This is a genomic window from Bordetella genomosp. 5 (assembly GCF_002261315.1).
In the GTDB taxonomy this organism is placed as follows: domain Bacteria; phylum Pseudomonadota; class Gammaproteobacteria; order Burkholderiales; family Burkholderiaceae_B; genus Bordetella.
Window position 1 is genome coordinate 373,512 of record NZ_NEVP01000006.1, and the last position, 11,940, is coordinate 385,451.

The 11,940-nt window shown below is 69.4% G+C and carries 10 protein-coding genes; 6 read left to right on the forward strand and 4 right to left on the reverse strand.

Features of this window, described 5'->3' with window-relative positions; all coding sequences use genetic code 11:
* Positions 1–1,089, reverse strand: coding sequence for an iron-sulfur cluster carrier protein ApbC (apbC, locus tag CAL25_RS10525; protein ID WP_094799909.1), 1,089 nt, complete (start codon positions 1,087–1,089; stop codon positions 1–3).
* Positions 1,090–1,250: 161 nt separating this feature from the next.
* Positions 1,251–2,465 carry an MFS transporter gene (locus tag CAL25_RS10530; RefSeq protein WP_094799910.1) on the reverse strand — a complete coding sequence of 405 codons (1,215 nt, stop codon included), beginning with the start codon at positions 2,463–2,465 and terminating at the stop codon, positions 1,251–1,253.
* Positions 2,466–2,646: 181 nt separating this feature from the next.
* Between CAL25_RS10530 and CAL25_RS10535 the strand changes: the two genes are divergently transcribed.
* Positions 2,647–3,153: a ferritin-like domain-containing protein gene (locus CAL25_RS10535; RefSeq protein ID WP_094799911.1), complete on the forward strand. Its 507-nt coding sequence runs from the start codon at positions 2,647–2,649 to the stop codon at positions 3,151–3,153.
* A 269-nt stretch (positions 3,154–3,422) separates the two neighbouring features.
* Here CAL25_RS10535 and CAL25_RS10540 read toward each other — a convergent pair whose 3' ends face one another.
* Complete coding sequence (locus CAL25_RS10540; protein WP_094799912.1) at positions 3,423–3,791, reverse strand: DUF1488 family protein; 369 nt, start codon at positions 3,789–3,791, stop codon at positions 3,423–3,425.
* 77 nt (positions 3,792–3,868) lie between these two features.
* Positions 3,869–4,882 carry a DUF2243 domain-containing protein gene (locus tag CAL25_RS24380; protein WP_141217913.1) on the reverse strand — a complete coding sequence of 338 codons (1,014 nt, stop codon included), beginning with the start codon at positions 4,880–4,882 and terminating at the stop codon, positions 3,869–3,871.
* A 175-nt stretch (positions 4,883–5,057) separates the two neighbouring features.
* Between CAL25_RS24380 and CAL25_RS10550 the strand changes: the two genes are divergently transcribed.
* From CAL25_RS10550 to CAL25_RS10570, 5 genes are all read left to right on the forward strand, one after another.
* Positions 5,058–7,802, forward strand: coding sequence for an ATP-binding cassette domain-containing protein (locus CAL25_RS10550; RefSeq protein WP_094799913.1), 2,745 nt, complete (start codon positions 5,058–5,060; stop codon positions 7,800–7,802).
* A gap of 376 nt (positions 7,803–8,178) precedes the next feature.
* Positions 8,179–9,450: a glycosyltransferase gene (locus CAL25_RS10555; RefSeq protein ID WP_094799914.1), complete on the forward strand. Its 1,272-nt coding sequence runs from the start codon at positions 8,179–8,181 to the stop codon at positions 9,448–9,450.
* Positions 9,451–9,461: 11 nt separating this feature from the next.
* On the forward strand, positions 9,462–10,190 hold the full coding sequence (locus tag CAL25_RS10560; RefSeq protein WP_094799915.1) for an SDR family oxidoreductase: 729 nt from the start codon (positions 9,462–9,464) through the stop codon (positions 10,188–10,190).
* Entirely contained in the window at positions 10,181–10,780 is a 600-nt protein-coding gene (locus tag CAL25_RS10565; protein WP_094799916.1) for a D-glycero-alpha-D-manno-heptose-1,7-bisphosphate 7-phosphatase, read from the forward strand. Before CAL25_RS10560 ends, CAL25_RS10565 begins: the two co-directional genes overlap by 10 nt.
* Positions 10,777–11,940 carry a glycosyltransferase family 9 protein gene (locus tag CAL25_RS10570; RefSeq protein WP_249279021.1) on the forward strand — a complete coding sequence of 388 codons (1,164 nt, stop codon included), beginning with the start codon at positions 10,777–10,779 and terminating at the stop codon, positions 11,938–11,940. Before CAL25_RS10565 ends, CAL25_RS10570 begins: the two co-directional genes overlap by 4 nt.

The following is an 11,940-nucleotide window of genomic DNA, read 5'->3' on the forward strand; positions in this document are numbered from 1 at the left end:
TCACGCGCGCTTGATCGAGATCGATGAAAACGCCGAGGAGTAGTCCTTGCCCATGTCGGCCACCGACACCGCCACCTGGCGTGCCAGCGACTTGTACAGACTGGCCACTTCGCCATCGGGATCGGACACCACCGACGGGCGGCCGCTGTCGGCCTGCATGCGGATATCGATGTCGAGGGGCAGGGCGCCGAGATAGGCCAGGCCGTAGTCGGCCGCCATCTTCTTGCCGCCGCCTTCGCCGAAGATATGTTCGACATGGCCGCATTGGGTACAGACATGCACGGCCATGTTTTCGACCACGCCCAGCACCGGCACGCCGACCTTCTCGAACATCTTCACGCCCTTGCGCGCATCGAGCAGCGCGATGTCTTGCGGCGTGGTCACGACCACGGCGCCGGTGAGCGGCACCTTCTGGCTCAGCGTGAGGTGGATGTCGCCGGTGCCCGGCGGCATGTCGATGATGAGGTAGTCGAGATTCTTCCAGTTGGTCTGACGCAGCAGTTGCTCGAGTGCCTGCACGGCCATCGGGCCGCGCCAGATCATGGCTTCGTCGGCGTCCACCAGGAAGCCGATCGACATGACCTGCACGCCGTAGTTCTCGAGCGGCTCCATCGTGTCGCCGTCTTCGCTCTGCGGCCGGCCTTCGATGCCCATCATGAGCGAGAGGCTGGGACCATAGATATCGGCGTCGAGGATGCCGACGCGCGCGCCTTCGGCAGCGAGTGCCAGCGCCAGGTTGACGGCCGTGGTGCTCTTGCCCACGCCACCCTTGCCGGAGGCGACGGCGATCACGTTCTTGATATTGGGCAGCAGCGCCACGCCGCGCTGCACGGAGTGGCTCGTGATCACGCTCTGGACGTTGACGGACACGTTCTGCACGCCGGCAACGGTCTTGGCGGCGCCGATCAGCGCGCGGCGCAGCGCCGGAATCTGGCTCTTGGCGGGATAGCCGAGCTCGACGTCGAACGACACGTCGCCGTCGCCGCTGATGTCCAGGTTCTTGATCGCGCGGGTCGTGACGAAGTCTTTGCCGGTGTTGGGATCGACACAGGCTTGGAGTGCTTTGAGAAGGGTATCGGAGGCGACCATCGGGGTCTTACGCTAGAGAAATCGGGATGGCGCGGCCTGGGCGGAAGGGCCCGGGAGCGCCCGGACGAGTCATGTTATCAGACGTGACGACGCCGCCCCGGGCAATGGCCTTGGGGTACGTAGGGGTAATACCCCTGCGGCTGTCAGGGTAATGAGAACCGTTATTGTGCTGCCGCGGCGGCGCGCACCCGCACGCGCAGCCACCACGTCAAACCCAGGTTCAGGATGGCCAGCAGGGTCAGCACGATGAGCGTGCCCTGGCTACCCGCGTGGGTGATCAGCAGGCCGCAAGCCAGCGGAGTCAGGGCCTGGCACAGCAGCGACGAGCGCGCCAGGCGGCCCATGACCGGCGCGAGGTCGGAGGCGGGCAGCAGGGACAGCGGCAGGGTGCCGCGCACCAGCGCCCGCAGGCCGTTACCGATGCCGTAGCAGACGATGCCGACGGCCGCGGCCTGCGGGCTGACCAGGATCAGTGTCAGGCCCAGCGCCACGAAGGCGGCCGAGATCACCGCCATCCAGATGGGATGCAGGCGCTTCATCGACAAGGTGATCACGCGCATGGCGACCATGCTCGGGCCGATCAGCGCGCCCAACGCGATCGCCGAGGCCAGCGAGTGCCCCGCGCCCTGCAGCAGCACGATGATCTGGACGGACACCGCGGTCATGAGAATCGCCGCGACCGAGAACACCCACGACAGCAGCAGATAGGTGCTGCGCGGCAGCGCCGCGCCGGTCGCGCCGGTGGACGCAGGCGTCGCCGACGGGGCCGCCGCCGACGCGTCGCGGCCGGTGTCCGGCGGCAGGCCTTTGAGGTAGAGCGGCGTGGCGCAGAGCGCGAGTACGGCGGCGTAGACGAAGCAGGTGCCGCGCCAGCCCAGGGGTTCGACGATCCACGCGAGGATGGGCCAGACCACGGTGGTGGCGAAGCCCGCGATGAGCGTGACGGCGTTGATCATCGAGCGCGCGCGCTGGCCGTACTGGATGCCGAGGGTGGCGAAGAGCGGGTCGTAGAGACCGCCGGCCATGCCGGCGCCGATCAGGCACCAGCCGGCGATGAAGAGCGCGAGGTTCGGCGCGGCCCCGACCACGGCAAGGCCGGCCGCCACGATCCAGCACGAGCCGATCAACAGGCGGCGGCCCTGCCGGCGCGCGATGAACACATTGGCGCGCGGCGACAGCAGGCCGGAGATCAGCACGCTGACCGTCAGCGCGCCATAGATCCAGGTCATGGACCAGCCGGTGTCGCGGTGGATCGGATCGGCAAGCACCGAGAGCAGAAAGAACGATCCGCCCCAGATCAGGATCTGGGCAATGCCCAGCAGAAAGCTCGCACGGAACGGCACGCGCGTGGAGGTAGGGGCCTGGGGGGGATTCATGACGACAGCGTGGAAGACGGCAACGAAGGCGAGAGTCTACGCCTGCCGCGGGAAGCGGGCCAGCCGCGTCGCGTCCCGCAGCCGGGCGCGGTGCACGGACTTGTATCCGGGAACGCTGGTTGCGTGAGCAACGATATCGGCGGCACGTCGATTTTTTTACCTTTCATTCAGGAGATAAGTCATGGCTGCAAAAACCCTGCAAGACCTGTTCATCCACGAACTCTCGGACATCTACAGCGCCGAGAAGCAGTTGACGCGCGCCTTGCCCAAGATGGCGCGTGCCGCCACCGACGAAAAGCTGGCCGAAGCCTTCACGCTGCATCTGGAGGAAACCCGTGGCCAGATCGAGCGCATCGACAAGATGGTGGAAGGCAGCGACCTGCGCCTGAAACGCGTCAAGTGCATGGCGATGGAAGGGCTGGTCGAAGAGGCCAAGGAAATTCTCGAAGAAGTCGAGAAGGGCCCGGTGCTCGATGCGGCGCTGATCGCCGCCGCGCAAAAGGTGGAGCATTATGAAATCGCCAGCTATGGCACGCTGTGCACCTTCGCCAAGCAACTGGGCGAAACCGAAGCGCTGAAGCTGCTGAAGGAAACGCTGGCCGAAGAGAAGGCTACCGACGAGAAGCTCAGCATGCTCGCGCTGTCTCAGGCCAACGCCGAGGCGGCAAATGCGGGCAAGGCCAAGTAAAACTTGCCATCACCCGCCGGCCCTCTGGCAGGGTCGGCACGGTGAGATCGGCAAGGGGCACGGCGACGCGGCCCCGGGGAGATGCTCCTGGTGGAGAGGACCCCGGGGCCGCGGCGCGTCTGGGCACCGGGGCCGGCTGCCGCCGTTGTCGCGCACCGATAAAAAAACCCGCCGGGATCGCCGGCGGGCCACTCGCTATGCAACGAATTAGTGAAGGGCGCTGCGGCCGCACGGCGCCTGCGCAAGGGGCCGCGTGACGGCAGAGGTGGTCAGGGGCGCGCTGCCGCGGCAGACGCGCCACCGCCGTGCTGCGCCAGCGCGGCATCGGTGACCAGCACACCGCCGTCCAGCGTACTAGGCGCCATTTCCGACGCGATCGCATGCAGCCGCGCGTAGTGCTGGCGATACGCTTGCAGCAGGCTGGCCTCGTTGGGCTCGGCGCCCAAGCCTTCGACCATGGCCTTGTTCGACACGGCCACACGCACGGGCGTGGCGCCGCCCAGCAGGGTGAAGCGGACGCAGGCGCCATCGACATGCGCGTCCGGGTCGGCCGCGTCGACGCGGGGCGACGGATCGCCCGCGCCAGGTACCGGGCGCGGGGTCGCGCGGGAAGATTGGGCGGAAGAAGTCAGGGGCATGGTCGATCTCCTGCTGAGCGGGGGATGCACGCTGCGAGCAATCGTCGTGCCCGCAACGCGTTCCCGGCCTGTCGGCGCTAAGCCGGCGCGCGGGGCCTGGCGCCCGCGACATCGGCCGACAGCCACCGGCTGCAGCCGCCGGGCAGCGTCGCGCCGCTCACGTAGAGCGCGCCGGCGCCATAGAGCGAAAGCCGGTCCGCGAAGCCCAGGCCGGTCAGCACCCAGACTTCGCCGGCGGGATCCGACCACAACACGCGGCCGTCGCCTTCCGGCAGACGCGCGATCAGGGCTGCGGGCCCCTGGCCAGGTCTCAGCGTGACCACGGTGGTATCCAGGTCTTGCCGGGGCGGGAACAGATTCAGGCCGGCCGCGCCCAGTGTCGCCAGCGTGAGCACGGCGATGGCCATGGACCGCGCGAGCGAAGGCGGCCGCACGGCGTGGGACGCGTGCGCCTGCGCCGGCATGAAGGTCATTCGGGGACCCTGTGCGGCACTCGCCGCGCCGCCGGCCGACGAGACGGGCCGCAGCGGCGCGGCGCCGCTCTGCGAACCGCCGCGCGTGTCGCGATGATCGCCGGGGCCGCCGGTGCCGCCGCCCGAGCCGGGAGGCCGCGCCCGCGAGCGGCGCGCCATCCGCCAGCCGAGCCAGATCGGCGCGAGCCCGAACAGCACGAGCCAGATCAGGTCCCACATGAGCGGCACCTCGCTGTCCATGCGGACCCGATGGATGCCGGTGATCCAATGCGAGACGAGCGCATCGATCACGTGCCACGCGCCGAAGCCGGTCCAGAACGCCGGCCAGGGCGTGCCGGTCGCCGGGCCGAGCGTGCGGGCGCGGTACAGCTGCCACAGCCCCAACGCGGCGATCACGTACATGAGCGCATGAAAAATGCCGTCCATCGTGATCTGGAACCGGAGGCTGGAGAACATGCCCCCGCTCACGCCCGACAGCAGGTGATGCCATTGCAGGATCTGATGCAACAGGATGCCGTCGAAGAAGCCCCCCATCGCGAAACCGAGCAGTCCGCCCGCGCGGCGCAGGCGATGGTCTTGCGGGGCCGCGGTGGCGGGCCAGACGTGAGACGAGGTCATGGTGGCGTCACTCAAGAAGGCGGTGCATGGGGGGAGTCCGCAGCCAGCAACCCGCATACCTGCGACCGACGCAACAGGGGCAGAGGAGGCAGGACGGGATAGGAACACAGGTTGCTGCGCCTGCCGCCGCATCCGCCATCGCGGCTTTGGAGCCTCCCATGAGTCTGGATACGTCATGACGACCCGGCAGCCCGGCGACAACGATTTCGCCCGCAAGGAGGTCACGCGCACCATTCTCGATGCGCTGTGGCGACGGCGCCGGCGCACGGCCATCGCGATCGCGCTGCTCATCGTGGCCAAGCTGCTGATGGTGCTGGTGCCGGTGCTGCTCAAACATGTGGTCGACCGGCTCAGCGCGCCCGGGATGCTGGTGCTGCCCGCGTTCCTCCTGTTGGGCTACGCCCTGATCCGCTTCGGCGGCAGCCTCTTCACCGAGCTGCGCGACGTGGTGTTCGTGCGCGTGGCGCAACAGGCCGTGGCCGATTTCACGGTCCGCATCTTCGACCAGCTGCAGCGGCTGGGCGCGCGCTTTCATGGCACGCGCCAGACCGGCAGTCTGGCCCGCGATGTGGAGCGCGGCACGGCCGGTCTGGGCTTTCTGCTGGGCACGGGGCTGTTCACGCTGCTGCCCACGCTGGTCGAGATCGTGTCCGTGGTGGCGATCCTGCTGGCCGGCTACAGCGCCTGGTTCGCGCTCATCGTCGCGCTCACCTTCGTCGCGTACTTCTCCTACACCGTGGTCATGGTGCGCAAACGCGTGCCCTACCAGCGCCAGTTGAACGAGCTGGATTCGCTCGCGAGCGGGCGCATCGTCGACAGCCTGTTGAACTACGAAGCCGTCAAGCTCAATGCCAACGAGGCGCTCGAGTCGGGCCGGCTGCGGGGGGTGCTCGACGATTGGGCCGGCGTCGGCATACGCAATCAGTACTCGCTGTCCCGCCTGCACGTGGGGCAGAGCGGCATCATCGCCTGCGGCGTGGCCGCCGTGATGCTGCTGGCCGGACAGGATGTGGTGGCCGGCCGGATGACGGTGGGCGACCTCGTGCTGGTGAACGCCTACATCATCCAGATCTGCCTGCCGCTGAACACGCTGGGCCTGATCTTCCGCCAGGCGAAAGAGGCCTTCGTCAACGCGGAGCGTGTGTGCGAGCTGCTGCGCCTGCCCACCGAGCAGGGCGAACAGGCCGGCCTGCCACCGCTGGCGCCGGGCGCGGGAGGCATCCGGTTCGAAGGGGTGGGGTTCGGCTACGACGCGGGCCGCCAGATCCTGTGGGATATCGATCTGGAAGTGCCGCCCGGTACGACGCTGGCCGTGGTGGGCGGCAGCGGTTCGGGCAAATCCACGCTGGCGCGCTTGCTGTTCCGCTTTCACGATCCGACCGTGGGGCGCGTCCTGCTAAACGGACAGGATCTGCGCACGGTCAGCCTGACGAGCATCCGGCGCGCGCTGGGCATCGTGCCGCAGGACACGCTGCTGTTCAATGACACGATCGCCTTCAACATCGGCTACAGCGATCCGGTCGCCACGCGCGAGCAGATCGTCCAGGCGGCACGGGCCGCCCGCGTTCACGATTTCATCGAAAGCCTGCCCGCCGGCTACGACACGCCGGTCGGCGAACGCGGGGTCAAGCTCTCGGGCGGCGAACGCCAACGCATCGCCATCGCACGGGTGATACTCAAGAACCCGTCGATCCTCGTCTTCGACGAGGCCACCTCGGCGCTCGACACGCGCACCGAGCGTGCGATCCAGGGTGAGCTGGAACGGATCTCGCGCGGTCGCACCACGCTCATCATCGCGCACCGGCTTTCCACGATCGTGCACGCGGAGCAGATCGTGGTGCTCGACCGGGGTCGCGTGGCCGAGCGCGGCCGGCACGACGAACTGCTGGCCCGGGACGGCCTGTATGCGCAGATGTGGGCGCTGCAGCGTCAGCAACACGCGCTGGAGGCGGCCGGCGAGCAGGAGACGCGCCAGCCCGTGCATCTTGCGGCGGTCGTAGCGGGCGTGCTCGATGCCGCGCGCGACCTGGCGCACGACAAGGGCGTGAACCTCTACACGCTGATCGGCCAGGAAGCCTCGCGCATCACCGGCGATCCCAGCGCGATCCAGCGCCTGGTGTGGGATCTGTGCATGCACGCCATCGCCGTCACGCCGGCCGGCGGGCGCGTGGAAATCCGGCTCGCCCGCGCGGGTGGCCTGGCCTCGCTGGCCGTGACGGACGGCCGCGAGACGACGCTGCACAGCGGCGCGACCGCCGGACCGGACGGCGCCACGCCGCTCGAGACCGGCTTGCCCGGCGCCGCGCCCGGCATTGCCGCCTTGCTGGTGCCCGATACGCTGCGTGAGGTGGCCGCGCTCGACCCGGCCGAGCTGGCCGCCCGCGCGCAACGGCAGGGGGGCATGTTCCACAGCCAGGTGTCGGCGGCGGGCGGTGTGACCTACGCCGTGGAATTTCCGTTGCGGGCGGTCGACAGCGCACCGGCGCGCGAGGAACTGGCGCCGTCGACGCTGCGGCATACGGACGTGATGGTGGTGGACGACCAGCCCGAAGCCCGGGAGATCGTCGGCGAGGTGCTGCGTGAACACGGCGCGAATGTCAGCGTTTACGCCGATGGCACCAGCGCACTGGCCGCGCTGGCCGCGATGCCCTCGGCCGCGTGGCCGCAAGTGCTGGTGTGCGATCTGTCGTTGGGCGACATGGACGGCTACGAGGTCGTCGGGCGCCTGCGGGCGCTCGAAGCCGAGCGCGGCGCCGCGCTGGCGCATCGGGTCGCGGCATTGGCCTTGTCGGGCCACGCCAGCCAGGAAGACCGCCTGCGCAGCCTGCTGGCGGGGTTTCAGGTGCATCTCGCCAAACCGGCCGACATCAATGAGCTGGTCGCCACCGTGGGCGCGCTGGTGCCGCTGCGCCGGGGCTGAGCGGGCGCGCGACGCTTTGCCGTTTCGCGCGCGCGGTACAGCGCCGCGGCGCGGTCCGGTCGACCGCGATTCGTTGCGCGCGAAACGTTTTCGGCGGGCGCCGTGATACCGGGATCAAGCGAGGGAGCAATCGCGGCATCAAGCGGGGGATCAAGCGCCCCTCGTCATTCTTACGCCCGTCCTGTAAGAAGTGCCTGATCCCCGTGGGTGCCGCGAAATCCGTCGCGCTGAGAAGCGCTTCTCAGCGGCCTCGACGGCACAGTGCTTGCGTTCCCGTCCCGCATCTGGAGAGCCTCGTCCGAAGCCTTGGCGGCGGCACCCGGAGACCCGCCACACCCGCTGTGGCCCCGAGTGGCCGTATCAAAGGAGCAGGGACATGAGAAGGATCGCCGTGATCAGTGAACACGCGTCGCCGCTTGCCGTCGCGGGCAGCGTGGACAGTGGTGGGCAGAACATTTATGTGGCGCAGATCGCGCGCCAGCTCGGTGCGTCGGGCGTGCATGTCGATGTGTTCACGCGCAAGGACAACCCCCTGCAGCCGGAGGTGGTGCACTGGCTGCCCAATGTCAACGTCATCCACGTTCCGGCCGGGCCGGCCTGCTATCTGCCCAAGGAAACGCTGCTGCCGCACATGGACGCCTTTTCGGCCTACCTGATGCGCTATGTGTCGCTGAGCCTGCATGGCTACGACGCCCTGCATGCGAACTTCTTCATGTCGGCGCACGCCGCGCTGCCCGTGGCTCAGGCGCACGGCATTCCTCTGGCGGTCACGTTTCACGCCTTGGGCAAGGTGCGCCGGCGTCACCAGCAGGAGGCCGACAAGTTTCCGGACAGCCGCTTCGACATCGAAGACGAGATCGTGCGGCATGCCGACCGCATCATCGCCGAATGTCCCGAGGACCGGCTCGATCTGCTCCAGCTCTACAGCGCCGATCCGCGCCGCATCGACATCGTGCCTTGCGGTTACGACGCCGCGGAAATGCGCCCGATGCCACAGGCTCAGGCGCGCGCCGAGCTCGGCTGGGCCGATGACGACTTCCGTCTGCTGCAGCTCGGCCGCATGGTGCCACGCAAGGGCGTTGACAACGTGATCCTGGGCCTTGCGAGGCTGCGCCAGGACCATGGCATCGCCGCCAGGCTGTGCGTGGTGGGCGGCAACAGCGATCTGCCGAACGAGCGCGCCACGCCGGAGATCGGCCGGCTGCGCCGCCTGGCCGAGGACGCCGGGGTGGGCCCGTGGGTGCAGTTCGAGGGACGGCGCGCGCGCGCGGACCTGGCGCGCTATTACTGCGCGAGCGACGTGTTCGTCACCACGCCCTGGTACGAGCCCTTCGGCATCACGCCGGTGGAGGCGATGGCTTGCGGGCGCCCGGTGGTGGGTTCGGACACCGGCGGCATCCGCACTACCGTGGTCGACGGGCGCACGGGCCTGCTCGTGCCGCCCAAGAATCCCGAGGCGCTGGCGGCCTGTCTGGCCCAGCTGGCGCGCGATCCGGCGCTGCGCCACCGCATGGGGCAGGCAGGACGCGAGCGCGCGCGGCGTCATTACACCTGGCGCCGCGTGGCGCGGGATCTGTTGAACGTGTACGGCCGGATGATCGCCGGACAACCCGCCACGCAGCCGCGCGCGGCACGCATCGCGGCGTGAAGGAGCGAACGATGAACGAGTGGGAGAGTCTGACGGACCGGGTCGTGCTGGTGACGGGCGGGGGCAGCGGCCTGGGCGCCGCGCTGTGCGAGATGCTGGCGGCCGACGGCGCGCGCGTGGCGATCGCCGACATCGATGGGCAGCGAGCCGCCATGCTGGCGGAGCGGCTGCGCGCGCAGGGCGCGGATGTGCTGCCGCTCGCGATGGACGTGGGGGTGTTGATCGATGTGCGGGACGGACTCGAGGCTGCCCATCGGCACTTCGGCCGGCTCGACGCCATCGTGAACAGCGCCGGCGTGGACGTGACGGCGCCCCTCGAAGGTCTCGATGCCGACGTGTGGGAGCGCGTGCTGCGCACCAACCTGACCGGTCCGTTCCTGATGGCCAAGTTCGCGCAGCCCTTACTGGTGCCGGGCGGTCATATCGTGAACATCGCGTCGACGGCCGCCCGCCGGGCCTGGCCGAATGCCAGCGTGTATCACGCCAGCAAGTGGGGCTTGATGGGCCTGTCGCATGCGCTGCATGCGGAGCTGCGCGGCGCCGGAATCAAGGTCAGCGCGGTCATCGCGGGCGGCATGCGCACGCCTTTCCTGCTCGATCGCTTTCCGGATATCGATGTCGACACACTGCAGGATCCCGCCAACGTGGCCCGCGCGGTGCGCTTCGTGTTGCTGCAGCCGCCCGAATCGGTGGTGCCGGAAGTGATGGTGCTGCCCATGAAGGAAACATCATGGCCCTGAGCCCGGCCATCTTCCTGGACAAGGACGGCACGCTGCTGGCCGACGTGCCCTACAACGTGGATCCGGCGCTGATGACGTTCGCGCCGGGCGCGCGGGCGGGCCTGCGGCGCCTGGCCTCGACGGGCCTGCCGCTGGTGGTGATCAGCAATCAGTCGGGGCTGGCGTATGGGCGTTTCGACGAGGCCCAGCTCGCGGCCATGGCGCAACGGCTGAAGCGGATGTTCAGCGATGCCGGCGCGCAGCTCGACGCGCTGTACTGGTGTCCGCATCACCCGGCCGGCAGCGTGTCGCGCTATGCCCGGCTGTGCGACTGCCGCAAGCCCGCCTGCGGCCTGCTGCGGCGGGCGGCGAAGGATCTGCGCCTGGATCTGTCCGCATCGTGGATGATCGGCGACATCCTCGATGACGTCGAGGCCGGGCGCCGGGCCGGCTGCGAGACCGTACTGTTGAATGTGGGCAACGAAACGATCTGGCGCGGCGGCCCGCTGCGCCGGCCCCGTATCGTGGTGCCCGATCTGCTGGCGGCCGCCGACGCGGTGCTGGCGCGGCTGGCGAGCCGCGGCGGGCTGCTCGACGGGGTGGCGGCATGAGCGCCGTCCTGTCGCGCGACGAGACCGGACACGAGATGGCGCCGCCTGTGCCGGACCCGCATGCCGCGCCGGGTGCCGCCGACTGGGCCGGCTGCCATCATCTGCTGTGCATACGGCTCGACAACATGGGCGACGTGCTGATGAGCACGCCGGCCATGCGGGCGCTGCGCGATGGCGGCAGGCGGCGCATTACGCTGCTGGCCTCGCCGTCGGGCGCGCAGCTCGCGCCGTTCGTGGCGGAGATCGATGCGACGGTCGTACACGAGGCGGCGTGGGTGAAGAACGGCTCTCGTGGACATCAGGGCGATCTCGACGCCATTGCGCGTATGCGTGCGCTCGGCGTGGATGGGGCGGTGATTTTCACCGTATACAGCCAGAGCGCCTTGCCGGCCGCGCTGCTGTGCCATCTGGCCGGGATTCCGCGCGTGCTGGCCTACAGCCGCGAGAACCCGTACCGCCTGATCTCTCATTGGCAGCGCGAGACGGAGCCGGAGTCCGGGACGCGGCACGAGGTGCAGCGCCAGTTGGATCTAGTGGCCGCCATCGGCGCGCGCTGCGACGATGTGGGGCTGTCCTTCAAGGTGCGCGAGATCGACCGCAGGGGTCTGCACGCCACCTTGCACGCCGCCGGTGTGACGGAGCGCTCGGGCTGGATCGCGGTGCACGCGGGCGCCACGGCAAGCTCGCGCCGCTATCCGGGCGCGCTGCTGGTGGAGGCGCTCACGCGTCTGCGGGGAGAGGGCCGCCGTGTGCTGCTGCTGGGCGGCAGCGAGGATCCGGCGCTCGCCGCGGCGCTGATGCGGGCGCGCGCGTTGTTGCCCGGTCTCATCGATCTGTCGGGCCAGCTCTCGCTGGGCGAACTGGGCGCGGCGCTCGAAGGGGCCAGCGTGTTCATCTGCAACAACAGCGGGCCGGCCCACATCGCGTCGGCGCTGCGGGTGCCGGTGGTGGACCTCTACGCGCTGACCAACCCCCAGCACACACCCTGGCAGACGCCGGCGCGCGTGCTCAATCACGATGTGCCCTGCAAGTACTGCTACCGCAGCGTGTGCCCACAGGGGCACCACGCCTGCCTCGCCGGGGTGGCGCCCGCGCGCGTGGCCGCGGCCGCGCACGAACTCTTGGATCTGCGCCGGCGCGCCCCGCGGGCCGCTGCATAG

Excerpts from the sequence above, each read along its gene's own strand:
- apbC (WP_094799909.1), bottom strand. The coding sequence starts at position 1,089 with ATGGTCGCCTCCGATACCCTTCTCAAAGCACTCCAAGCCTGTGTCGAT.
- CAL25_RS10530 (WP_094799910.1), bottom strand. The coding sequence starts at position 2,465 with ATGAATCCCCCCCAGGCCCCTACCTCCACGCGCGTGCCGTTCCGTGCG.
- CAL25_RS10535 (WP_094799911.1), top strand. The coding sequence starts at position 2,647 with ATGGCTGCAAAAACCCTGCAAGACCTGTTCATCCACGAACTCTCGGAC.
- CAL25_RS10540 (WP_094799912.1), bottom strand. The coding sequence starts at position 3,791 with ATGCCCCTGACTTCTTCCGCCCAATCTTCCCGCGCGACCCCGCGCCCG.
- CAL25_RS24380 (WP_141217913.1), bottom strand. The coding sequence starts at position 4,882 with ATGACCTCGTCTCACGTCTGGCCCGCCACCGCGGCCCCGCAAGACCAT.
- CAL25_RS10550 (WP_094799913.1), top strand. The coding sequence starts at position 5,058 with ATGACGACCCGGCAGCCCGGCGACAACGATTTCGCCCGCAAGGAGGTC.
- CAL25_RS10555 (WP_094799914.1), top strand. The coding sequence starts at position 8,179 with ATGAGAAGGATCGCCGTGATCAGTGAACACGCGTCGCCGCTTGCCGTC.
- CAL25_RS10560 (WP_094799915.1), top strand. The coding sequence starts at position 9,462 with ATGAACGAGTGGGAGAGTCTGACGGACCGGGTCGTGCTGGTGACGGGC.
- CAL25_RS10565 (WP_094799916.1), top strand. The coding sequence starts at position 10,181 with ATGGCCCTGAGCCCGGCCATCTTCCTGGACAAGGACGGCACGCTGCTG.
- CAL25_RS10570 (WP_249279021.1), top strand. The coding sequence starts at position 10,777 with ATGAGCGCCGTCCTGTCGCGCGACGAGACCGGACACGAGATGGCGCCG.